General features: G+C 60.3%; 24 protein-coding genes and 1 pseudogene. 5 read left to right on the top strand and 20 right to left on the bottom strand.

Annotation, left to right across the window (positions count from 1 at the left end; genetic code table 11):
* Positions 1-16: 16 nt before the first annotated feature.
* From G7047_RS09615 to G7047_RS09590, 6 genes and pseudogenes are all read right to left on the bottom strand, one after another.
* Positions 17-865 (bottom strand): DUF4369 domain-containing protein, encoded by an 849-nt coding sequence (locus tag G7047_RS09615; protein WP_166304109.1) that lies wholly within the window; start codon positions 863-865, stop codon positions 17-19.
* A gap of 165 nt (positions 866-1,030) precedes the next feature.
* Positions 1,031-1,534, bottom strand: coding sequence for a hypothetical protein (locus G7047_RS09610; protein WP_166304106.1), 504 nt, complete (start codon positions 1,532-1,534; stop codon positions 1,031-1,033).
* 160 nt (positions 1,535-1,694) lie between these two features.
* Entirely contained in the window at positions 1,695-3,005 is a 1,311-nt protein-coding gene (locus tag G7047_RS09605; protein ID WP_240939426.1) for an FAD-binding oxidoreductase, read from the bottom strand.
* A gap of 59 nt (positions 3,006-3,064) precedes the next feature.
* Positions 3,065-3,244 carry a hypothetical protein gene (locus G7047_RS09600; RefSeq protein ID WP_166304103.1) on the bottom strand — a complete coding sequence of 60 codons (180 nt, stop codon included), beginning with the start codon at positions 3,242-3,244 and terminating at the stop codon, positions 3,065-3,067.
* The gene (locus G7047_RS09595) at positions 3,220-4,245 is read right to left on the bottom strand and encodes an MFS transporter (RefSeq protein ID WP_166304099.1); all 1,026 of its coding nucleotides are present in this window, start codon (positions 4,243-4,245) and stop codon (positions 3,220-3,222) included. Before G7047_RS09595 ends, G7047_RS09600 begins: the two co-directional genes overlap by 25 nt.
* Positions 4,246-4,250: 5 nt before the next feature.
* A pseudogene (locus G7047_RS09590) lies at positions 4,251-4,946 on the bottom strand (GNAT family N-acetyltransferase); the annotation flags it as partial.
* 183 nt (positions 4,947-5,129) lie between these two features.
* Here G7047_RS09590 and G7047_RS09585 point away from each other — a divergent pair.
* From G7047_RS09585 to G7047_RS31485, 4 genes are all read left to right on the top strand, one after another.
* Positions 5,130-6,623, top strand: coding sequence for a PLP-dependent aminotransferase family protein (locus G7047_RS09585; RefSeq protein WP_166304093.1), 1,494 nt, complete (start codon positions 5,130-5,132; stop codon positions 6,621-6,623).
* Between the two features lie 35 nt (positions 6,624-6,658).
* Positions 6,659-7,021, top strand: coding sequence for a hypothetical protein (locus G7047_RS09580; RefSeq protein WP_166304090.1), 363 nt, complete (start codon positions 6,659-6,661; stop codon positions 7,019-7,021).
* A gap of 4 nt (positions 7,022-7,025) precedes the next feature.
* Positions 7,026-7,355, top strand: a complete 330-nt coding sequence (locus tag G7047_RS31490; RefSeq protein WP_371813888.1) for an adenylyl-sulfate kinase — start codon at positions 7,026-7,028, stop codon at positions 7,353-7,355.
* 121 nt (positions 7,356-7,476) lie between these two features.
* On the top strand, positions 7,477-7,611 hold the full coding sequence (locus G7047_RS31485; RefSeq protein ID WP_371813887.1) for a hypothetical protein: 135 nt from the start codon (positions 7,477-7,479) through the stop codon (positions 7,609-7,611).
* A 49-nt stretch (positions 7,612-7,660) separates the two neighbouring features.
* On the opposite strand, the gene G7047_RS09570 is transcribed toward G7047_RS31485, so the two are convergent.
* The 8 genes from G7047_RS09570 to G7047_RS09535 form a co-directional block, all read right to left on the bottom strand.
* Positions 7,661-8,212, bottom strand: coding sequence for a phage tail protein (locus tag G7047_RS09570; protein ID WP_166304088.1), 552 nt, complete (start codon positions 8,210-8,212; stop codon positions 7,661-7,663).
* 21 nt (positions 8,213-8,233) lie between these two features.
* Positions 8,234-9,442 carry a hypothetical protein gene (locus tag G7047_RS09565; RefSeq protein WP_166304086.1) on the bottom strand — a complete coding sequence of 403 codons (1,209 nt, stop codon included), beginning with the start codon at positions 9,440-9,442 and terminating at the stop codon, positions 8,234-8,236.
* Positions 9,439-10,470, bottom strand: coding sequence for a sulfotransferase family protein (locus G7047_RS09560; RefSeq protein ID WP_166304083.1), 1,032 nt, complete (start codon positions 10,468-10,470; stop codon positions 9,439-9,441). Before G7047_RS09560 ends, G7047_RS09565 begins: the two co-directional genes overlap by 4 nt.
* Positions 10,458-11,309: an aspartyl/asparaginyl beta-hydroxylase domain-containing protein gene (locus tag G7047_RS09555; RefSeq protein WP_166304081.1), complete on the bottom strand. Its 852-nt coding sequence runs from the start codon at positions 11,307-11,309 to the stop codon at positions 10,458-10,460. Before G7047_RS09555 ends, G7047_RS09560 begins: the two co-directional genes overlap by 13 nt.
* The gene (locus G7047_RS31400) at positions 11,306-12,211 is read right to left on the bottom strand and encodes a collagen-like protein (protein ID WP_166304078.1); all 906 of its coding nucleotides are present in this window, start codon (positions 12,209-12,211) and stop codon (positions 11,306-11,308) included. Before G7047_RS31400 ends, G7047_RS09555 begins: the two co-directional genes overlap by 4 nt.
* A complete protein-coding gene (locus tag G7047_RS09545; RefSeq protein ID WP_166304076.1) occupies positions 12,208-12,921 on the bottom strand; it encodes a hypothetical protein in 714 nt (237 codons plus the stop codon). Before G7047_RS09545 ends, G7047_RS31400 begins: the two co-directional genes overlap by 4 nt.
* A gap of 212 nt (positions 12,922-13,133) precedes the next feature.
* Positions 13,134-14,063: a pseudouridine synthase gene (locus G7047_RS09540; RefSeq protein WP_166304074.1), complete on the bottom strand. Its 930-nt coding sequence runs from the start codon at positions 14,061-14,063 to the stop codon at positions 13,134-13,136.
* Positions 14,064-14,132: 69 nt separating this feature from the next.
* Positions 14,133-14,531 carry a hypothetical protein gene (locus G7047_RS09535; protein ID WP_166304072.1) on the bottom strand — a complete coding sequence of 133 codons (399 nt, stop codon included), beginning with the start codon at positions 14,529-14,531 and terminating at the stop codon, positions 14,133-14,135.
* Between the two features lie 387 nt (positions 14,532-14,918).
* Between G7047_RS09535 and G7047_RS09530 the strand changes: the two genes are divergently transcribed.
* On the top strand, positions 14,919-17,213 hold the full coding sequence (locus G7047_RS09530) for an AsmA family protein (protein ID WP_166304070.1): 2,295 nt from the start codon (positions 14,919-14,921) through the stop codon (positions 17,211-17,213).
* A 22-nt stretch (positions 17,214-17,235) separates the two neighbouring features.
* Here the strand turns inward: G7047_RS09530 and G7047_RS09525 are convergent, their stop codons facing one another.
* From G7047_RS09525 to G7047_RS09500, 6 genes are all read right to left on the bottom strand, one after another.
* Positions 17,236-17,820, bottom strand: coding sequence for a sensor histidine kinase (locus G7047_RS09525; protein ID WP_166304068.1), 585 nt, complete (start codon positions 17,818-17,820; stop codon positions 17,236-17,238).
* 31 nt (positions 17,821-17,851) lie between these two features.
* Positions 17,852-19,360, bottom strand: coding sequence for an IS66 family transposase (locus G7047_RS09520; protein WP_205904826.1), 1,509 nt, complete (start codon positions 19,358-19,360; stop codon positions 17,852-17,854).
* A gap of 71 nt (positions 19,361-19,431) precedes the next feature.
* The gene (gene tnpB / locus G7047_RS09515; RefSeq protein ID WP_166301587.1) at positions 19,432-19,764 is read right to left on the bottom strand and encodes an IS66 family insertion sequence element accessory protein TnpB; all 333 of its coding nucleotides are present in this window, start codon (positions 19,762-19,764) and stop codon (positions 19,432-19,434) included.
* The gene (locus G7047_RS09510; RefSeq protein ID WP_082759168.1) at positions 19,761-20,309 is read right to left on the bottom strand and encodes a transposase; all 549 of its coding nucleotides are present in this window, start codon (positions 20,307-20,309) and stop codon (positions 19,761-19,763) included. Before G7047_RS09510 ends, tnpB begins: the two co-directional genes overlap by 4 nt.
* 45 nt (positions 20,310-20,354) lie before the next feature.
* Positions 20,355-20,687: a histidine kinase gene (locus tag G7047_RS09505; RefSeq protein ID WP_166304066.1), complete on the bottom strand. Its 333-nt coding sequence runs from the start codon at positions 20,685-20,687 to the stop codon at positions 20,355-20,357.
* A 69-nt stretch (positions 20,688-20,756) separates the two neighbouring features.
* Complete coding sequence (locus G7047_RS09500; RefSeq protein WP_166304063.1) at positions 20,757-21,536, bottom strand: response regulator transcription factor; 780 nt, start codon at positions 21,534-21,536, stop codon at positions 20,757-20,759.
* Positions 21,537-21,540: the final 4 nt, after the last annotated feature.

Raw genomic sequence — 21,540 nt, 5'->3', positions numbered from 1 at the left:
CCCGAGGACGAACCGCTCAGCGCTCCCAGACGCCGCAGTTGGTCTGGTCCTTGTTCGCGATGTTTTCGGCCGTGGCCTGCGCGATCTCGGCACTCGTGAAGGTCTCCGTGCGCGACATCATGCACACCTGCCCGCCGGACGCGAAGGTGATGCTGCGCTGATACGCGAGGCCGGCCATAGGACCGCTGGGGCCTTGCGGCGTCGTCATCACGCGATGCACGGTATATCCGTTGACCGTGTCTGAACTCAACACGCGGAGGGTTTCAGTGACCGCGCTGCCGACGCTGTCGCTGCGCGATCCACTGCAATTGCCGCCGAAATAGCTGTAACGGCCCGGCGCGTTGGAGAGCGTATCGGTGCCCGTGCGAGCGTACCGGTGATAGTCACGGTAGGTGCCATCAGACCCGCCCACGTCAAGGTTGCCGCAGCCATTGGGCACCCAGCGGCCCACGAGCGCATCGGCGGGCGCTGGTGTGGGCGTCGGCGTGACCGGATTGACCACGCAGGTCACGCCCACGTTGCTCACGTCGGCACTCGCCTTGCCCGAGCCATTGCTCACCGCGCAGATCTGGCCGTCCGGCTGAGTGAGCACGGTGACCACGTAGCTACCGCCATTGGTCACTACCTTATTGAAGGCGAACTTGCCGTTGGACTGCACGCGCAGATCGTCGCCGCCGCTGTTCTGCATCACCACGTTCTTGCCGGAAGCGAGGCCCGAGAGGCTGCCGCCGATCACATAGCCCAAGCTCGGATCGGTCGGCGTCGTGGGGCTGCTGCCGTCACCGTCGTCGCTGCCACCGCAGCCCATCACCATGACTGCCATCACCAGCGGTGCGCAACGCTTAATCGTGCCAATCTTGTTCATCGAATGGTTTCTTTCCTGTCGAGTGTTCGTCGTATCACCACAGCCGTGGCGTTCTTGATACGAAAAGTTAACCGAACACACAGGCACCGGACACCCCCCCATGGTGGGGTAATTGATAGCAATGATTGCAAGCGTCTCGTTGTACGGATCACTCTCGAGTCGTTCTCACTGGTTGATCTTGTGATCCTCGCCCTTGGCGGCCTCCATGGCCTCAGGCTCGAGTTCCTCGGCCGAGCGGTTGAGGTGCACGAACATGCCCCAACCGAACAACAGGAATCCGCAGGCTGCTATCAGCGCGGATGAATACAACAGACTCGATGCCTCCTCCTGCGCCTTGAAGGTGGCGATCAGTCCTTCGATGGACAGCGCCACCACCAATACCACCATGAATCGCGAGACAAAGCGCCGCACGCGCGTGGGGCCGCTGATGTGGGCATCGCGGATCACCTCTTCCTCAACGATGGTCTGCGAGATCTGCAGCGCCACGACGGCGGCAGCCAGCACGCCGAGAGCCTCCACAATGGCCATGGACTCCTGCGACCCAAGTCCGTTGCTCAGCGCATTCCAGCCCTTGGATCCTGCGATCCAGAGCATAGCCAAAGCCACCAGTGCAAACATCAGGGCAATAGTGGCGTGAACCGCCGTGAACAATGCGTGCAGTGCTTTCATGTGAATCGACGCCCTCCGTGAGAAGTGCCGATGATTTCACGCCATCGCCGCGCGCCGTGTAGGAAAACGCTGGCGACGCATGGAAGCCGCAGCAGTCAGTTGCCATCCATGGACTCGCTGAAACGGTCTGTTTGGATTGACTCCAACAAATCACAATGCATCAAAATCTGGCACCGACCGCATGCGCAGCCACCGAGCCAGCCTCGTATAACAGCTCGCGTGCACGTTTGAAGGACTGCGGGCGAATCGCGCTCGGGGCGAGCGACATGTCCGCCACGTTCATGCGCCCAGTCAGCACGTGCGCCAGCTCGCGCCCCAGCACCGTTCCTGCAGCAATTCCCCGTCCGTTGTAGCCGCCAAACGCCCAGACGTTGTCATCGGGCTGGTGCAGATGCGGTAGATGGCTGGCGGTCACGTCGAGCCAGCCGTGCCAGGCATGCTCGATCCTCACATCGCGCAACTCGGGATAGAGCCGCGTCATCGCGCGCCGCACCCAATCCCGATGCGTGCCACGCGACCAATCGGTGAGCGATCCGACACTGCCATAGATCAGCCGCCCCGCAAGGTCCAACCGGAATGACGACAGCACCGTGGCCGTGTCCCAAGCCCCTTGGCCTTGCGGCAAGATTTTCTGCCGCAAAAGCTTGGGCAACGGCTCAGTGGCCATATTGAAGTACGGCACACGGGTCGCATCATTCTGCAATTGCGGCCAGGCGTCGCTCTGCCTCTCCTGACGCGTGTTGCTTGCCACAACAACATGCGGCGCAGTCACGATGTTCCCCGTCGATGTGCACAGTTGCCAGGCTCCGCCTTGCTTCTGTTTGCTGACCACCGCCGTCTGCGTGAAGATCTGAACGCCGAGCTGCGCCGCCGCCCGCGCAAGGCCGCGCACATAGCTCAGCGGCTGGATGGTGCCGGTGCGCGAGTCGCGCAGTGCACCGGTGTATTGGTCGCTGCCGATCAGCGCAGCCGCCTCCTTCGCATCAAGCAGATCCACCGGAATCCCAAGCGCCCGCCATTGCCGCGCGCGCTCCTCGATCAATGCCAGACCGCTCGCGCTCACCGCACAATGCAAATTACCGTGCCGCACCGGGTCGCAGTCGATGCCATGGCGCGCGATCAAGCTGTAGACCTGCTCAGGCCCGTTGCCCAGCGTGTCTAGCAATCGCTTGCCATACACAGGACCAAGCCGCCTGGGAAGCTCCTCAGGCGCGATCCAGGCACCGGCATTGACCAGCCCGACGTTACGGCCAGACGCTCCGTAGCCGATTTCCGATGCCTCGAGCACCACAACGGACCGCGCTCCCTCCTCGGCCAGATGCAGTGCCGTCGACAGCCCCGTGAAGCCAGCGCCGACGACCACAAAATCTGCCGTTAACTGGCGATCCAGCGGCAACGTGGCGGGTGCGTTGATGGCCGTCTTTCCCCAGAGCCCGTGCGTGTCTTGCGCAATATGCATCTTGGTTTTCATGTAGAAGTCAACCTGTCGGAGAAGCATGCCACAAACAGCCAAAATGAGCTCGAAACGTCTCAGGACATGGTCCTATTCCTGGGACTCAATGTGGCCCCCAGCCAGCCGATGAACATCACCAAAGCGGTGAAAAGAAACAGGCGCGAGTACATGGCACCGCCCGAGATGCCCTGCCGCGCGGCCTGCTCGGCAATCCAGCCGAAGGCACTGTTGCTCACCGCCACACCGAGAAACACCATGCTGTTGAGCAGTCCCAACCAAAGACCCAGACTGTGCGGCGGCACAACAGAGCGCGCCTGCGCCATGACCAGCGGATGCATCGATCCCACGCAGGCCATTGCGCAAGCACCAGTGCCGAACACCCCCCCACCGCGAACGCGCACAACACCAGCGATTTGACTGACATGACACGCAACACGCGCGAGATCGACAGCGCCCATGCCATCGCCAGCAGGCTCGCCGCCGTCAAAGCGTAGCCACGTTGCACCACATCGAGATGAAAGATGTCGGCAAAATACGGCCCGCCCCAGGACATGCGGAAGGTGCCGCCCGCAATCAGCGCGAAGCTCACGGGCACAAGCGCCGCAAAGGCGATGCGTGAGGTCATTCTGGTGCGCTCTGGAATGGCATCGCCTGCCTCAGAATTCGCAGACGATGCAACCGTTGCAGGCTCCTCATGCAGCGACAGCGCTACCCCCACCGTGGCCACCACCATCAGCAGCCCCACGATACCGAGCGACCAACGCCAACCGATCATCGCCACACCAAACGCCAGCGGCAACCCGGCCGCTACTGCGCCCACATAACCCATGGCACTCGCTCGCGTGACGATGCGCACCTGCTCGGCACCATTGCCTGTCTTGAGCACGAAATTCAGCAATCCCATGTAAAGGGGCGCGCAACCAATGCCCAAGCCCACATGCGCGAGGATCGCAACCGGCACGCTGCGCGTGAGCGGCAACGCGAGCGCTCCTACGCTGCCGATCACCAGACAACACAGCACTGGCCGCCGCACACCATAGCGGTCAAACGCCAAGCCCAGCGGCAATTGCGCAAAGGCGAACGTGAAATACAGCGCCCCTGCAAACAGCCCGAACATCTGAGGTGAAAGGTGAAGATCGTCGATCAACTGAGTGGCGATCACTGCCACATAGCTGCGATAGAACTGGCTCAGCACATAAGCGCCTGTGAGCACCACCAGCGCCAGCGATCTTGACGATGACGCCTCCACCCGCCGCATCAACCGCGCAGCGCCTTCAGCGATTGCTTCTGCTTGCCATCGGCCGTGAAATTGCCGGTAGACAACCACTGCTCAAACCCGGCTTTCACCTGGGGCCACTCCGAATCAATGATTGAAAACCACGCCGTGTCGCGGCTGCGGCCCTTGTAAATCACGGCCTGACGGAACACCCCCTCAAACGAGAAACCCAGCCGATCCGCCGTGGTGCGCGACGGCTTGTTGAGCGCATCGCACTTCCATTCGTAGCGCCGATAGCCCAACGCGTCGAACGCATAGGCCATGAGGAGATACTGCGCCTCCGTCGAGATTGGCGTTTGCTGCAGGAGCGGCGAGAACATCACGTTGCCCACCTCGATCACGCCGTTGTTCGGATCGATGCGCATCAGCGAGAGCGTGCCCACTGCCTTGCCGTTGGCCAGATCGATCACCGCATAGTGGCGCGGGTCGGCGCTCTTCGCGATGGTTTCCGCATAGGCACGGTAATCCTCCTCGCGCTCGAATGGCCCGGCGACCATGTAGGTCCAGCCGCGTGGCGCCGTGCGGTAGGCGGCGAACAGATCGGCCGAATGGCGCGCGGGATCGATGGGCTCCAATTGGCAAAAGCGGCCCTTGAGCGTCACGCCCGTGGGCTGCGGACGCGGGGTCCAGTCGGGCATCGCGTGGCCGATGGGCTGGTCGAATTCATTCGTGCGAGTGGACATGGGTTTCGTCTTTCTGGTCAAAGCCACAGTGGTGGGATACCCTGAAATCTAGCGCCGCCGTGGCTTGCCAGAAAGCGCCACTCCATGCACATTTGATGGTGCCACGAAAACACAGTGCAATGGTGTCTCCTCGGGAAAGCACTGAGCGCCTTTTCGATTTTCCAACTTCATTGTTTGAGTTTCATGCCACCGGAAGAACTGCTCGCCGATCCGCTGATCGCCCTACTCGCCGAATCCCCGCTTGCGCGGCATCCCGGCGCGGACTCGCTGCAACGCCAACTGCAGCACAACATTCGCCACGCCATTCTGAACGGCCGCCTGCCCTCGGGCACCCGCCTGCCCGGAACGCGCGCTTTCGCACTCGCGATGGGGGTCTCGCGCAACAGCGCCACAGCAGCTTATGAATTGCTCGGCGCCGAAGGCTTCATACAGCTCAGCCGTCAGGGCACCACAGTCGCCACGCTCGCGCACGCGTCGCTCACTCACACGCCCATCCGCACGAAAAAACCTGCCACGCCCACCATCGCAGAACGCAGTTCCCAGGTGCGCGACAACGGCCTCGCCACCGCCGAATCTTTGGCATTCAAGCCCGGCGTTCCCGCGCTCTCGCGCTTTCCACTCGCGCTCTGGAAACGCTGCATGGACAAGGCTATCCAGCAGGCCGGCGTGTCCGCGCTAGGCTACGGCAATCCTCTCGGCGAAATGGCTCTGCGCACCGCCATCGCCCACCACCTCGCCGTCGCGCGCGGCGTGCGCTGCTCGGCAGACCAGGTCATCATCACCGAAGGCGCGCAGGAGGCCCTCGCGCTCTGCGTGCGCCTCGTCACCAATCCCCGCGACGTGGCTTGGGTAGAGGAGCCCGGCTACCGAGGTGCCCAGACCGCCATGGCCTGCGGCGACCTGCGCATTCACCCCATGCGCGTGGACCACGACGGCATCCACGCCACCGACCGCGCCTGGAAGACCCATCCCCCGCGCCTCATCTACACCACGCCGTCGCACCAATATCCGCTCGGATCGGTGCTCAGCGCCACGCGCCGCTTGGACCTCATCGCCAAGGCCGAACAACACGGCGCATGGATCATCGAAGACGACTACGACAGCGAATTCCGCCACGCAGGCGAACCGATTGCCGCCATGCAAGGCCTCGTTCCCCACGCGCCCGTGCTCTACGTCGGCACCTTCAGCAAGACCCTGTTCCCGGCCCTGCGCCTAGGCTTTCTTGTGCTGCCCGACAACCTGCTCACCCGCGCCGACGTGCTGCTGCGCGAGACCCTGCGCGGCGGCCACCGCTTCGAGCAACTGGCCCTTGCCGAACTCATCGCCAGCGGCCATTTCAGCCGCCACCTCGGCCGCATGCGACGGCTGTATCGCAGCAGGCAACAACTGCTGCGCGAGGCGATTGCCACGCATTTCGCGGAACTTCCGCACAACGTTACCGGAGGGGACAGCGGCATGCACTTGACCATGCGACTGCCGACTGATTTCAACGACATGAAAATTGCCGAAACCGCCCGCGCCTACGATATGGCCCCCACGCCGCTGTCGCGCTTCGCACTCAAACCGGACGAGGACGACAACGGGCTGGTACTGGGGTATGGGAATACGTCTGAGGCCAGAATTCCCACGCTGGTAAAACGCCTCGCGCAACTGGTGAAGGCGCAGATATCGCATTAAGATCGACAGAGTTTTCAACCTCGCCAAACACCAGAATGACCGACGCCACCGATACCCATTTGCTTGATGATGCCGTCTGGGCGAGGTCTCTTGCGCACGACATCGCAAGTCAGTTGCAGGGCCAAACTATCGAGTTGTTCTACGGTGATCCGGAAGGCCGCACCTACAAGGCGCAGTTGCGGGTAACGGCATTCAACGAGCGCCCACCAATGAACGATCATCTTCGCTTCAGCCTGCTGTTTCTGGGCCCCCAGACCCCGCAGTTGCCATCGCAGACCTACCGCGTCAGATGCGCTGATCAAGGTGATTTCGCGTTGTTCATCAGCTCGATCGGTCGCCGAACGGAGGGCTTCGAGTACGAAGCGGTCGTATCGCAAAACGTAGCGAAACTCGCATGAGCCGATCTTCTGCTTCCACAGTTTCAACCGTCAGTTTCTCCGTGAACCGCGAGATGCGTGCTCAGTTGATGCAACAGAGACCGCACTGCATCTAGTTCACCGTCTATCCGGTTCCGGCAAATCCACTCTGGCCAATGCGCTCGAGCTGGCCTTACACGAACAGGGACGCTGCACCTATGTACTCGATGGCGACAACATTCGTCGCGCACTCAATTCCGATCTGGGGTTTGACGCAGAAGCGCGCGCTGAAAACATCCGCGGCATCGCGCAGGTGGCACGGTTGATGGTCGATGCGGAGTTGATCGTGCTGGTGTCCAGCCATATAACCTTTTAAAAGCGGACCGCGCCAAGGCCCGTGCACTTTTTGAACAGGGGCAGTGTTTGTGGATACGCCACTGGTGGTCTGAGAGGCACGTGATCCCAAAGGTCTCTATGCGCGAGCGAGGCGCGGTGAAATCAAGGACTTCACCGGCATCGATAGTCCGTATGAGCGCCCCGTGGATGCCGAAATTTGCATTGAAGATGGCGATGAAACGAATTCTTCAACCGAGGCACATGTGCCTCGGCTCCTTCTGCTCTTCCTACGCTAGATTGACTCCCCTCAACCATAGAAAGAGCCTGCTCATCGACAAACTGCAATCAGTTGCGCGAAGGGAAGATACCTTCCATGCAAATGATGAAATTGATACCAAGGCTAGGTTGCATGAGCGAGAAAGGCTGATTGCCTCCTGCAATGTTCGTATTGACAGCATTCGCCCCCAGCGTGACCTTTGTACCTGCTTCATTACCTGGGATGTAAATCGACTCCCGCTGATTCGGCGCAGCAAGAAATGCGCCATCTACCGGCATCTGCAAAGTGGCCGTATTGGTGCTGGCAACCACCGGTGACGAGACTACTTGATGTACGTGCGCTGGCATTTCAGTACTAAGCAGTGTATGGATCAGTTCCCCGGAGACTTGACCCAACACGAAATCCGGTAGCCCCGGCCCTTGGCCTGCTCCAATCGGCACTCTTCCTCGCAAATCTGGCAACGCAAAAGTTGTCTGCCCATTGCCACCATAGGTAGTTCCAAGAAGGGAAAAAAGTGCTGTATTCTGCGCAATACTCAATATTTGTCCTTGGCAAAATGCCCAGCCGCGAGGCGCAAAATTTGCGGCCCACATGATGATTTGTGCAAGATAGCCTTCCATATTTCAAACTCCTTGGATTTTTCAGGTTTGCAGATAGCCCGTAAGCCAGCCGCTTGATGATGATTGTGATGAGAAATTAAATGCATCCGTCGCACCATGAGCAGCCATTGCCTCCCCCTCCGCGCCAGTCCACATTGTTCCGTGACTATCCGCACCGCTTGCTGCCCAACTCCGGCTACCACGAGGACCCGTGAGCGAAGCCTGAGACCACAGGGTTCGCAGTGATGCTTTTGATGGACGCATCAGCAACGCATTCCCCGCAAGAGATGCGCCAATGCTGTTGCCTGCTTCGGCGCCCAAAACCGCGGCAGCAGACCAAGGCAACAAAGCTTTCGAAAACCGTTCGTTCCAGACAGTGGGTGCCATTGCATCGGGATAAGGCCAAGAACTCACGGCAAGCGAATCAGCTCCAGCCTCCTCCAACCACGGAAGACCGGCCAGAGACCACGGCCCCAATGAAAGTGCCTGAGCACTCCACCACTGAACAAAACGGCTCGCTTGCGGTCCAGAATACAAAGCGACAACGGCATCAGGTCGATGTTCGAACAGTACACGTTTGAGACCATCAAACTCCAACGTTGGAGTTGCAGGATTCCCCACATGTCGCGCAACGACTTGCCCGCCCAACGCACGGTACGCTTGTTCAAACACATGGACGAAATCGTATCCAGACTCCATCCAGCCTTCCGCCAAAACCGCACGTGGACCCAAACGCGTCCACACCTCGCGTGCAAGTACGGATGCGCATTGACAAAGCTCCAGACTGTGGCGTCGATCTGGCTGAGCCCGATGTCCATTGTGTTCAAGCGCGAGATCGGCCCCCGTATCGCTCACCCACAGAGGCAAGTCTCTTGCGCGAGTTTGCGCAACGACTTTTTCGGCCACGGCAGGTGACATCCATCCCACCACGCCATGCAACTCTGGCAGGAGGTCCATCTGCCGAGCTATCTCCCGCTCAGCCATTCTCGGTATCGCCGGAGCATCGACCCAATGCAGGCGAACGTCGGAGCTTGCGTGCTGAGACAAGCCCAACTCCAGTCCCCGGCGATAGTCCGACTTCATGCCCACAATCTTTCGAGATTGCGGTGCCACTGCGAGCAGATTCCACGTCGATCCATTCGGCGGCTTGTCTGCTTCGCGAGCCTGCGATGTACTCCAACCCATCCCGATCAATGGAGTTGCTGTTATGCCCGTGGAGGCGATAAAGCGGCGTCGTGCAATCATCGTCATGTCGCTGTCTCGGTCATCAAAGTGAACCGGCCTTCCTTTGAATGTTTGTGGCCACTGAGTAGTTGGCTGTAGTGTGGCTTCAGCCATTCGCGGGAGAGTTCACGCAGCCGTTCTGTAGCCGCGTCATTTTTCTGAATCGTGTCACCGCTGAACGACTCTTGTGGGCGCTTACCGTGTCTGGTTAAACGTTCGCGCATCGCTGTCAGTTCTGGTTCAAGGGGTTGCCACTTGAGTCGGGGCAACAGACGGGCCTCAATTGCATCTGGCAACTCGGAATGATCGATGACCAACGAATGCGCAGGATCGGTTGCGACAACCATGTCTTCGTAGATGCGACTCAGCATGCGGGCGCAAAACAGATCGGCAGGCATCACCGCCTGCTCGAGACGACTCAATCCGGCAAGGCCACCCGATTCGCCCAACGCGCCGGGTACCAGGAAGAAGCCACGCTCACGCATTTGCGAGACCAATACGGCTAGCGGCTCGCGTGTGATGAATGCGGTCTGCGCCTGCGGCCAAGCCTTGGAGAACAGAGCCGCCCTGCCCGTGTTCCACGCATCGAGTTTCACACTCACTGAATGCAGGGCGGGACTCGAACCATCACTGCGCTGTGCCCAAGCGCTGAGCCACGCACGCATGGCATCCACCGCCTGCGCCTCATCCAGCCATCCGTGAAATACGGCGTCGCGCGCAAGAAAGTCCAGCGGGGCCGGCTCCGACAGCGCGAGGTGATGCAGACTTTGTGCCAATGCCTGCGGAATGAGCGTGGAGCCGCAACGCGATACATGAAACACCACTAGGCATGGTGCAAGCCCCGGCGATGCCTGTTGCCAATCCAGCAGTTCCTTGAGCGTGGTTTCCCGGCGGAAGGCCTGATGAAACGGCTTGGACATCTGCGCGCCCACGCTCTGCTGGTAGAAAGGCGCGAGATGCGGTGCATCGCCAAGCAAGGCCCAATCGACCATGACTTGCGAGCCATTCCAGTGCAAGCGTATCGGCCGCCAGCCGCGCAGATTCAGATCATCCATTGCCGTGTCCAAGCTTGCCGCCCAGCCCTGAGTGCGGATTCGACATCCGACGCCTCGAACGCAAAGCCGTACTCCGCGCCGAGCCGAAGACTGCATTGCTGCAGCTCCCTCAGATCCGTGCATGCCGCCAGCAACTCTGCCCATTCACGCCGCTGGAACACCGAGCTGCGAAAACGCTGAAACGCTGTCCAAGGGTCATCTGCGCTGTCCATGGGTTCGCCACCATCGCCTTGCGCGAAGGCCGTCGCCAGTGACTTATCCACCAAGGCATCCATCACCAGATGAATACGTGCCTGCCCACTGCGATTGCGCACGCGATGCGGCAGCGACACATCGGTGTACCAGCATTCCCCGGCACGCATGGGCACGCGCTGTCCGCCGATATGAAAGAACACCTGCTCATCGGTGTGCAGCGGAATGTGCAGACGCGCTTCGCCATATGCTGCGCTGGCTCCGGCGTCGGTGTGCTCCATGATCTCCGAGCCGGGCAGGAGCTGCATCAGCCGCACCGATTTGAACGGCAGCGGCAGACTTTTCAGAATCTCCGCAATGGCGGCGCACTGCTTCAGTGCGTCACAGTCCACATGCTGCTGAGGATCAGCATCCACTGGCATGACATCCAAGGGCGCGTTCGGGACTTGTCGCAATGCCAGAGCCTGCCAGCCGCCATCATGACGGCCTTGATTGAAATGCGTGCGCCACAGATCCGCAGGCAATCGCCTCGCCTCTGCAAGCGCATCCGCCACCTCGAAGCGCCATGGCAGGCGCATGGTGCGAACACCCTGAACCTGCAGACCTTGCGTCGACATAGTGGCTGTGGAGACGAGTTCGGAGATCATTGTCCGCAGAGTGCGTAAACCTTGCAGGACAGCGGATTACCGCGGAACGAATTCATCGCGCGCACGGTCCATCCGGTCACATTGGCTCCGCAAACTGCGGCTCCAGTGCTAGGGAAATTCGCGGCAACGCGCACGTCGTAAGTCGGAATAGCGGCGGTTCCGCCACGCACCTCATAGCCACCGGAGAGCACCCGTTGGCCCACATCACAGCAGGCCGTGACCTCACACGTATCAGCAGTAGCTGCGGCATCGGTTTCAGCCTGCTTGGATGTCAGCACAGCAACAGAACCATTCGATCCGGCTGCCCCCGTCGGCCCTGTTGGCCCCAGATTTCCTTGCGTGCCTTGTATACCTGTCGAACCAGTCGCACCTGTCGGCCCCTGAGAGCCTTGAGGACCGGTGACCCCCTGAGGGCCCAGAAGTCCCTGCGGCCCTGCCGAACCTGTGATGCCCTGCTGCCCGGTTGGCCCCGTGACGCCAATGGAACCCGTAGGCCCCGTCGGTCCGGTCACGCCGGTGCCGCCAGTCGCGCCGATAGCGCCCGTGGGACCGGATGGGCCGGTGATGCCGGTTGCTCCTGTTGGCCCTGTCGGTCCGGTAGCACCCATCGCTCCGGTCGCACCAGTCCCCACACCGGGCGCACATTTGCCCAGCTGACCCGTCGCGGAATCAAAGCACAGCATCTGGGAAGCAGTGCCTGCTGTGGCAGGCAGTCCGCGCACATAAGTCTCTCCGCTGCTCTGAACCCGAAAGCGTTCGTTGCTCGCCTGATCCTTGATGATGAAACCCGAGCCATTGGCCGGCGTGAAGCTGACATCCGCTGCGTGCGCAGCGCAACTCATCAACGCCAGCGAACCGTAGGCAATACGAAGGCTGATGGAAAGTGGATTGGCGAGATTCATGGTTGTGTGCGAGGGTTGATTGGATCGCGTTGAGTACGCAGGCCACGGAAGGACACTGCAAACAGCAGCAGGCTCAGAATCCATGCGAGGAAGGTGCCGATACCAGGAACCGCCGCGACGGAGGTCGGCGGCTTGGGCACGCCCAGATTCACGTTCACGAGATTGACGTTGGATTGAACGACTTGCGCGCCTGGCGCGAGAATGATGTTGATCGGCTGTCCGTTGGCGCTGATGAGCGTCAGCGGATTGCCCGCGGTGCCCGTCACTGTCAGCGTGCCCGTCACCGTGATGCTGACGCCGGGTTGAAACTCAAAGCTCTGACCAGTGGTGGACGTGATCGTGAGGTTCGAAAATACGGCCGTGCCCGCAACCTTGATGGGCACACCAGGCGCCGCACAAAGCCCATTCAAAGTGACGTTGCTTTGTGAGGCGTCGATGCTGCCCTGAATATCCACATCCGAGCCCAGTTCGAGAGAACCCGCCGCGTCGAGATCTCCGCCGGACTGAATGACGAGCGCACCTGCATTCTGGATAGTCCCGCCACCCATCTCATACGTACCACCGATGTCCACCGTCATACAGCCAAAATCCGTGGTATTGCCCCCCAGACTTCCGCTGGTTCCCGCTGGCTGAGAAAACTGCGCTGATGCGAACTGCACCAACCCTGCGGCCAGCAAGGTGGCCACCGACAATTTTGCGAAGGCATTCATGGAAAAGTGACGAGTAGTTGTCGCGGTTAACGATGTTTCAATTTGCTTGACACGCGATAATACTCGTCACATTTTGATTTGTATGTCCCCTAAACAGGGTAATTCAAACTCTTTTTTTCATTGATTTCGAGGGTTTTTACCAATGCACGAATGAAAATTCATAATCGCACTTGCAAAAATCACAACAGCACGACATCGATGTATGCGGCGACTCATACACCTACGAAATCACCAAGTGTGCGGAGGTTGCGCCCACTTTCAAACTGTCGCAGCACTCCGGTCACCGGATCCACAAACTCAAGCCGCTTCGCGAGCAACTGCAGCGGATTCGACCAGTCCCCCTCTTCCGGATCGTTGACCACGGGATAGAACCCATCGCCCATCAGCGGCAGCCCAAGCGATGCCATATGTACGCGCAGTTGGTGGCGTTTGCCGGTCACGGGCTTGAGCAGGTAACGCGCAAATTCGCCTTCCCGCTCAATGATCTCCATCTGCGTCTGGCTATTGGGCTCACCTGGCACTTCCTGCATGCGAAAGAACTGCTCAGGGCACTCCTGCATGCGACTTGCATGTTCCCGCGGGAATGCAATGTCCGAGCGATAGCGCGCCACGGCTTCGTACACCTTCTTTACAACGCGGTCACGAAACAATGCTTGGTATGCGCCGCGCGTCTCACGCTGCACAGAAAACAGCACAAGGCCTGCCGTATCGCGGTCAATGCGGTGTACGGGTGACAGCTCGCGCAGACCCGTCTCGCGCTTGAGACGCACCAGCAGCGTGTGCTGCAAAAATCGTCCGCTCGGCACGACCGGCAGAAAGTGCGGTTTGTCAGCGACCAACAAGTGCTCATCCTGAAAGAGGATGGGCGACTCGAAAGGAATCTCCGCTTCGTTTTCAAGCTCGCGGTAGTAATAGATGCGCAGACCTGGAACGAAGGCACGCTCCGGCGTTGCGGGTTCGCCAAGTTCGTCGATGACTTCGCCGCGCTGCATTCGCCCGAGCCATTCTTCGCGTGAAACAGCAGACAGGCGCGTGGTGAAGAAGTCGATCAGGCTACCCTCCCCCACGGAGGGCAGCACCACGCAGCTCGGATTGATTCCATCGCGCATGGGCAGCACGCGCGGATCGTGGGAGTTGTGCATGGGCGGCGATTGTAGAACCACCCACTGGGCCTACTGAGGGCTCGCGGCCATCAGTCGACTGACACAAGGTTACTTTCGTCTCGGTCTGGGCTTGCCTTCAGTCCTCGGAGCCACCTCCACCTCCACCTCCGGCTCCGGCTCCAGCTCCGGCTCGGTGCCTTGCGACACCGGCTCGCTGTCTGCAATCAACAAATCGTCCGCCAGAAACTGAAGGTCGTCCGTCAGGCCAAGAAACGGTGATGACGGGGGCGCACCATCAGGGCGACGGTTTGATGCTGCTATGTCGGCCAGCGCGTGCAGCGCCGCTCTGCGGCTGTTCCAGCGCTTGTTAGGGGCATCCACCGCGCTGCCATCAACGGCGATCGCACTGAAGAAAAAATGCTTCCCATCACGAGCCATGCAGAGGGTCGCGGTATACGTAGCGTCGTCCAAGACGCCTTGCACCTTTTCGCTAGTGAGAGGAATCATGATGGCTACCATTATCAAAGATTAATAGACATTATTAATCAAAGAAACCTGTCACCGTTACGTAAAAATCGCTTTCAAGCTGAAATCTTTGTTCGGTTGGTGCCGAATCCAACAGTGAGGCCGCGCTTCTGCTCTCACCCAGAAAAAGCCTACATGTCAAGCGATATGAAAGTTCCTAGAGGTGACCAATGATGTACGGCAACGAATAGCTCAGTTACGCATTCGCAGAAATTGAGACTCGACCCGCATAGCATTGTCCCTACCTTCTGCAGCCAACAGAGTGGATACCCCCGTCAACGCGTTTGTGATGTCCAAACCCAGACGCTTGGCCCCTCGTAAGACGCTCGAGAACGCTCTAGAAGCGTGCAACAACCCATCGACCCGGCAATGACAGACCTTCGCTTTCAGCTCAACCACCTCCGCTCTGGGCGCGCGCATAGTCGTGTGGCCGCACAGCGTGGTTTTGGTGCGCTGCGCTGGTTGCTGCTATTTGTAGCGACATTGCTGGCGCTCTTGATTGCGTCCATGGTGGCCATCACGCATTGGGACTGGAACCGCACGCGTCCATGGATTGCCCAGAACGTGAGTGACACCACAGGCCGCGATTTTCAAATCCATGGAGACCTCTCTGCTGACTGGCATTGGCCGCAGCCACTGGAGCACGGATGGAGGCGCTGGGTTCCCGGCGTGACTGTCCAGGCGCAGGACATTCGCCTCAGCAATCCGGCCGACTTCGATGTGCAAGACGAGCCTGCCAAGGCCACCGCAGACATCCCTGCTTTGCCGCCCAAGTCACAGCTCAGTGACAAGGGCGTGAAACTGTCTCTCAAATCGAACACCGATTCAGCCTGGCGAGCGCCCTCCGCTGAATCGAGTGAGAGCGAACAACCGAGCGAGCAAGCCGATACCGCCGATGCCAAGCGGCTCATGCAACGTGAGCGCGAGAAGATTGACGTAGACGCTCCGCCACGCAACCCACAGACCATGGGCACCGTTGCTCGTGCAACGGCCACGTTGCGCCTGCTGCCGTTGCTCAGCCGCACGATCGCGTTGGACACCATCGTGCTGACCGCTCCCGATGTGGCGCTGGCGCGCAACAAGAAGGGGGAAAACAACTGGACCTTCACCTCACGCACTACAGATTCCGAAACGCCCTGGAACCTGAGTATCGGACAACTGATCGTGCGCGGCGGATGGCTGGGCTATGCGGATGGGGTCAAGGACCTTGCCGTGCGCGCGCATATCGACACCTTCGAACCCGATGAAGAGAGCGACAGTGACAGTGCGCCCTACGGAGTCCACATGACGCTATTCGGGCGCTACGGCAAGGCCCGGGTGGAAGGCGAAGCACTCACAGGCCCGATACTTTCGCTGCGCCGAGCGACGGTCAACTATCCCATTCACGCCAAACTGAGAGCGGGCTCACTGCAGGCCGAAGCAGAAGGCGTGCTGGCCAATCCCCGTGCGCTTGCCGGGCTTGATCTGCAGTTCTCGCTGCGAGGCGCGAGCATGGCCGATCTGTACGACCTTACAGGCGTGGTGCTGCCCAGCACTCCGGCGTTCAAAACCAAGGGCCGGTTGCTGGGTGATCTCGCGCCAGGCAAGGCTGTGTGGGAATACCGTGATTTCGACGGCATCGTGGGCGCAAGCGATATCCACGGCAGCCTGACCTACACATCCGCTGAACTACGCCCTCGCCTGGAGGGGCGCATGCTTTCCAAGAAGTTGCGACTCGTGGATCTGGGGCCGTTGATTGGAAAATCTCCCAAGCAGGAGGCCGCGTTGAACAACAAGGGGCGTGTGCTGCCCGACACGCCGTTCGACACTGGCCGTTGGAATGCGATGGATCTGGACATCGCATTCACTGGCGAAAAAATCATCCGACCCGACAGCTTGCCCATCGAAAATCTGAGCACACGTGCGGTGCTTCGCGATGCACAGCTCATGCTTTCACCGCTGCGCTTTGGCGTCGCTCGCGGACAGATCAACACCGATCTCACGATGGATAGCCGCGAGACACCTCTCAGGGTGCAACTGCATGGAAACGCGAGCGACCTGCAGCTCGGAGCCCTCTTTCCCAAGGTCGAACTGATGAAAAAGAGCTTCGGCCGACTCGATGGCGGCTTCTCACTCGTCACTCAGGGCAACTCCGTGGCGGCCATGCTGGGTCACGGCACTGGTGAGGCGAAGTTCTTCATCCGTGACGGCACCTTCAGCAAGGAACTACTGGATCTGGCCGCACTCAACATCGGCAGCGTGATCGTCAACAAGCTGTTCGGCGAAAAGAAGGAAGTGCAGTTGCGCTGCGCCGTCGTGGACTTTGCCGTGCGTGATGGACTTGCGAACATACGCAATGCCAAACTCAACACCGACGAGGCCATCATCGAGGCAACGGGCACCGTCAACCTGCAAGACGAGAAACTGGATCTGGGCATCAAACCCGAATCGCTCAAGTGGAAATTCTTCTCGTTGCGCACACCGCTCTATGTTCGCGGGACGTTCGCGGATCCGAAAGTGGGTGTGGAAAGTGGTCCGCTGTTGCTGCGTGCAGGCGCAGCCGTTGCCGCCATCGTCGCTGCGCCTGTGGCGCTGGCGCTTGTGCCGGTAACCGTTCCCGGCGCTCAAGATGACGCGAGTTGCAAGGAACTGCTCGCCGCGGCCAGCAAACCGTCTTCCCCCTAAGGCCCGCACAGCCCAGCCCGCATCACAGTGATGCAGGCACCGTCCGCCCAGGGTCCCTGGCTGAAATGAGCACAACGACTTGCGTGCCGGCGCCATTTTTCGACACGATTTCCAGCGTGCTCCCTGCGCGCAGAGCGCGGCGTTTCATGTGCGCAAGACCGCGCCCGACATAGCCCACTCGTGCGGTACTTTGCATGCCTACGCCGTTGTCCATCACACGCAGCCTCCAATCACCATGTCCGCCTTCACTGTACGGACCCAGCTCGACGATCAGCTGCGTTGCCTTGGAGTGTTGCAGCACGTTGCTCACCGCTTCTTGCACCAGTCGGCACAATTCTTTGGCGCGTGATCCACGAGGCAGGAAATCGACCGGTTCTGATTCGATGGCCCAGGTCAGCGTCATGCCGCGTTTTTCAAGCACCGGCTGCAGACGATGGCGCAGCGTGCCGAGCTTTTCCGCCAGATTCCCCTTGCCATCGCTCATCACATCGACAAGCAAGCGCAGATCGAGCATGCATTGCTCTAGCGTCTGCATCACCGGATCGGCCCCCTTGTCCGGAGAATCGAACAGCATCATCGCATTGACGTAAGCGCACGGCAAACCCATGTTGACCGCCGATGGCGACCATTGCTGACGATCAGATGTCAGTGGGCTGCCAGCGGTGCGGCAAGAGCTCGTCGATACGGCTGGCCTTGTGCGTGGGCAGCCTTGTGAGCACGTCCTGGAGGTAGGCATAGGGGTCATGCCCGTTCATGCGCGCCGACTGCACCAGGCTCATCACCGCCGCCGCCCGCTGGCCCGCGCGCAGGCTGCCGGCGAACAGCCAATTGGCTCTGCCAATGGCAATGGGCCGGATCTGGTTCTCGATCCAGTTGTTGTCCACGGGCAGTTGCCCGTCATCGACGAAGCGTGTCAACGCCGTCCAGCGCCTGAGGCTGTAATCCAGGGCCTTGGCCGTTGCTGAGCTATCGGGCAGTTTCTGCCGCTGCAATGTCATCCACTGGTGCAACGCATCCAGGATCGGCTTGGTGTGCTGCTGACGAATGGCTTTGCGTTGATCGGCGTTCAGTTCCTTGACCTCGCGCTCGATGTCATAGACCTTGGCGAATTGCTCCAGCGCGAACCCGGCAAGCTGGCTTTTGTTCGCCGCATGGAGGTCAAAGAGTTTGCGCCGGGCATGCGCCAGGCAGCCCACCTCGGTCACGCCACTGGCAATCAGGGCCTTGTAGCCGGCGAAGTCGTCGCAAACCAGTGCCCCCTTCCAGTCGCCCAGGAAGTTGCGGGCATGCTCGCCAGCCCTGGACTCGCAGAAGTCATACACCACGGCTTTCATGTCTTCGAACGCCCCTGGCGCGTAGGCCCACAGGTAGGCGCGATGCGTCGCTCCCTTGCCAGGTTTGAGCATTTGCACTGGCGTCTCGTCGGCGTGCAGCACACGGTGGCCGAGTATTTCCGCCTTGAGCGCATCGACTAGCGGCTGCAGCCGCACGCCGCAGGTGCCTACCCACTGCGCCAGAGTCGAGCGAGGAATGGCCAGACCGGCGCGCGCAAAGATGCTTTCCTGACGGTACAGCGGCAAGTGGTCCGCGTATTTGGCCACCAGCACCTGGGCCAGCAGGCCGGTGGTGGGGATGCCTTTGTCGATCACATGCGCTTCAACCGGCGCCTGGGTGATGGTCTCGCATTGGGCGCAGGCCCACTTGCCACGGATGTGACGCTCCACCGTGAACACGCCGGGCACATAGTCGAGCTTTTCGGCCACGTCTTCGCCGATGCGTTTCATCTGACAGCCGCACTGGCAGGTGGTCGAATCGGGCTCGTGGCGGATCTCGCGGCGCGGCAGATTGGCCGGCAGCGGCTGGCGTTTGGGCTGTTGTTTGGCTTGCGGGGCAGCGGCCGCAGGCTGCAGCTGCTCGATCTCCAAGCAGACAGCCGCCAAGTCGGCCTCGATCTCGTCTTCGAGCAAGCTGCGCTGCTCGGCGTTGAAGCGCTCGGACTGTGCGGCGAACTTCATGCGTTTCAAGAGCGCATTCTCGTGGGTGAGCTTGGCGTTGAGCGCCTGGCTGTGGCGTAGTTCTGTGAGCAGCCGCGTGGTCATCTCGCGCAGCTGCTCGGCGCTCAGATCATCCAGGAATTGCGGCTGCATCAACATGACAGGCAGTGTGCCAAGCATGGCACTGCGCTGCCATGCGCAGATCCACCGATTGCGCGCCGGCTTCAGACCATGGTGATAATGCCGGCGTTTCCCATGCGTTGCCAGGGTAGGCCCAGCACCAGGGCGTCAAGCTGGACAGGCTCCAACTGCCACTGCTCATCGCCTGGCGTCGGCCAGACGAACTTGCCCTGGTGCAGGCGGCGAGCGGCCAGCCAGATGCCTATGCCGTCGTGCACCAGCACCTTGATGCGGTTGGCGCGTCTGTTGGCGAACAGGTAGGCATGGTGAGGGTGGGCGGCGCCGAAGACGGCGACTACGCGGGCCAGCGCCGTGTCGGTGCCGGCGCGCATGTCCAGCGGGGCCGTGGCAAGCCAGGCAGCGTCGATACGGATCATTGCCGCAGCACCTGCAACAAACCCTGCAATGCGCGGGAACACTCGCCAGCAGCGGCCAGCGGCCAATTGACCGTCACGAGGGTGCCGTGATGACAGCACTCGATGCGGATGTCTGATGAGCAAGCTGCCGATGCAGCACTTGGGGCAGCTTGTACACCCGCTGCCTGAGGCCCCATCACCGGCGAGCCCAGCGCCACCGCGATGAAGGCGGGCACGGGGTTGGACGGCACCGGATGAGCCTGATGCGCTGGGGCACAAACAGCCTGTGCATTGGCCATTGGCTCAGCCGCTGCATCGGCGCAGTGTGGGGCGATGCCGGACGCATCAGCATGCGCGGTATCGCAGGCGCTCTGGTGCTGGCCCAGACGATGCTCCTTGAGCCAGCGATGCAGCACGTTGGCATTCATGCCATGTTCACGCGCTGTGGCGGCAATTGATGCGCCGGGCTGCTGGCACGCAGCGATCAGTTCAGCCTTGAATTGCGCGCTGTAGACCCGGCGCGTGCGGGGGACACAGGAGCGCGAATGGGGAATCTCTTGAGACATGGTGTGCACGATGGTTTACGTGGACACGATGGTGCTTGCAATTGCTCATTCGGGGTAGATGGGTTGGCCGGACGGATACGCATTGACAATTTGCGATCCCACCTGATCATGCAATTCGCGCGCAATCCGTTGACGCTCCTTGCGCACCGCTGCTGCCACCTGCGCCTTGCTGCGAGGATGCCAGTAGAGTGCCCGGATCAAAAGCACACCCAAAGCAATGCCCACCAGCAAATCCATGGCCAGTGCGGCTCTCAGGGTCCAAGGCCACTGAAAGTAGCTTTCGAAATACTCGTACAGACCCCACATGGTCAGAACCAGCTGAATCACCCAGACGATGGTGCTGGTGACAAGAATGGCCAGATGACTTACGTGCAACATGTGCTGCTCCTTCCCGACCTCGCAGGTATCCCATGTGGCACATAGCGACCCGGGATGAATGCGAAAGTGCTAGAACAATTTGCGCAACGCTGCGAACTGCACCGCTTGCGCGCGGGTACGCACACGCAGCTTGCGGTAAATGTTCTTGATATGCGAATTCACGGTCAGCATGCTGATTTCGAGCCGCGTCGCAATCTCCGCGCTGGTGTAGCCGTTGGCCACATTGCGCAGCACTTCTTTCTCGCGCTCGGAGAGCAGCTCCGATTCGCAGGAATGGCTTGTCATTGGTTTGGCCGTTGCGCCATTGCGCGTATCGAACTTCTGGATCAGCCGACGCGCCAGATGCGGCGTGATGTAGGCCCCTCCGTTGGCTACTTGCAATACTGCTTGAGGATAGTTGCCAAACCAGGAGTGTTTGACCAGGTAACCCGTTGCGCCCACTTCGAAAGCACGCAGCACCTGCTCGTCGGTTTCCATGATCGAGAACATGATGGCCTCCGCTGACGGACGCTGAAACTTCATCAGCTCAATCAAAGAGAAGCCCAGTCCATCGTTCAGATTCACATCCACCAGCATCACGTCGAACTCGTGATTCTTGATGAGTCTGCGCCCCTCCTTCACGCTGGAGGCAATGCCGACAAGCAAGGTGCGGGGATCGACCATCAACTCCTGTGCCACCACGCGCTGCATGTGTTCGTCGTCATCGATGAGGATGACGCGCACCGGTTTGTCGTCCTGTCCAACCAGAAAATTCGGCCAGATCGTTGAATTGCTGCGCGCACGATTGGGCAGGACACCCGGCGGCACAAGCGCCTCTTCAACATTCTCAAACGTTCCAAGATAAGACATCTTT

This window comes from Diaphorobacter sp. HDW4A (assembly GCF_011305995.1).
Lineage (GTDB): Bacteria > Pseudomonadota > Gammaproteobacteria > Burkholderiales > Burkholderiaceae_C > Diaphorobacter_A.
This window is presented reverse-complemented; position numbering and strand designations above follow the sequence as displayed.

Bases quoted from the DNA above. Each gene is read 5' to 3' on its own strand.
- G7047_RS09540 (WP_166304074.1), bottom strand. From the start codon at position 14,063: ATGCACAACTCCCACGATCCGCGCGTGCTGCCCATGCGCGATGGAATC.
- G7047_RS31400 (WP_166304078.1), bottom strand. From the start codon at position 12,211: ATGAATCTCGCCAATCCACTTTCCATCAGCCTTCGTATTGCCTACGGT.
- G7047_RS09605 (WP_240939426.1), bottom strand. From the start codon at position 3,005: ATGAAAACCAAGATGCATATTGCGCAAGACACGCACGGGCTCTGGGGA.
- G7047_RS09585 (WP_166304093.1), top strand. From the start codon at position 5,130: ATGCCACCGGAAGAACTGCTCGCCGATCCGCTGATCGCCCTACTCGCC.
- G7047_RS09500 (WP_166304063.1), bottom strand. From the start codon at position 21,536: ATGTCTTATCTTGGAACGTTTGAGAATGTTGAAGAGGCGCTTGTGCCG.
- tnpB (WP_166301587.1), bottom strand. From the start codon at position 19,764: ATGATCCGTATCGACGCTGCCTGGCTTGCCACGGCCCCGCTGGACATG.
- G7047_RS09525 (WP_166304068.1), bottom strand. From the start codon at position 17,820: ATGGGTTTGCCGTGCGCTTACGTCAATGCGATGATGCTGTTCGATTCT.
- G7047_RS09595 (WP_166304099.1), bottom strand. From the start codon at position 4,245: ATGCGGCGGGTGGAGGCGTCATCGTCAAGATCGCTGGCGCTGGTGGTG.
- G7047_RS09545 (WP_166304076.1), bottom strand. From the start codon at position 12,921: ATGAATGCCTTCGCAAAATTGTCGGTGGCCACCTTGCTGGCCGCAGGG.
- G7047_RS09510 (WP_082759168.1), bottom strand. From the start codon at position 20,309: ATGTCTCAAGAGATTCCCCATTCGCGCTCCTGTGTCCCCCGCACGCGC.
- G7047_RS09560 (WP_166304083.1), bottom strand. From the start codon at position 10,470: ATGGATGATCTGAATCTGCGCGGCTGGCGGCCGATACGCTTGCACTGG.
- G7047_RS09600 (WP_166304103.1), bottom strand. From the start codon at position 3,244: ATGGTGTTTCTCGGTGTGGCGGTGAGCAACAGTGCCTTCGGCTGGATT.
- G7047_RS09555 (WP_166304081.1), bottom strand. From the start codon at position 11,309: ATGATCTCCGAACTCGTCTCCACAGCCACTATGTCGACGCAAGGTCTG.
- G7047_RS09570 (WP_166304088.1), bottom strand. From the start codon at position 8,212: ATGGAAGGCTATCTTGCACAAATCATCATGTGGGCCGCAAATTTTGCG.
- G7047_RS09520 (WP_205904826.1), bottom strand. From the start codon at position 19,360: ATGCAGCCGCAATTCCTGGATGATCTGAGCGCCGAGCAGCTGCGCGAG.
- G7047_RS09580 (WP_166304090.1), top strand. From the start codon at position 6,659: ATGACCGACGCCACCGATACCCATTTGCTTGATGATGCCGTCTGGGCG.
- G7047_RS09565 (WP_166304086.1), bottom strand. From the start codon at position 9,442: ATGACGATGATTGCACGACGCCGCTTTATCGCCTCCACGGGCATAACA.
- G7047_RS09615 (WP_166304109.1), bottom strand. From the start codon at position 865: ATGAACAAGATTGGCACGATTAAGCGTTGCGCACCGCTGGTGATGGCA.
- G7047_RS09530 (WP_166304070.1), top strand. From the start codon at position 14,919: ATGACAGACCTTCGCTTTCAGCTCAACCACCTCCGCTCTGGGCGCGCG.
- G7047_RS09610 (WP_166304106.1), bottom strand. From the start codon at position 1,534: ATGAAAGCACTGCACGCATTGTTCACGGCGGTTCACGCCACTATTGCC.
- G7047_RS09535 (WP_166304072.1), bottom strand. From the start codon at position 14,531: ATGATTCCTCTCACTAGCGAAAAGGTGCAAGGCGTCTTGGACGACGCT.
- G7047_RS09505 (WP_166304066.1), bottom strand. From the start codon at position 20,687: ATGTTGCACGTAAGTCATCTGGCCATTCTTGTCACCAGCACCATCGTC.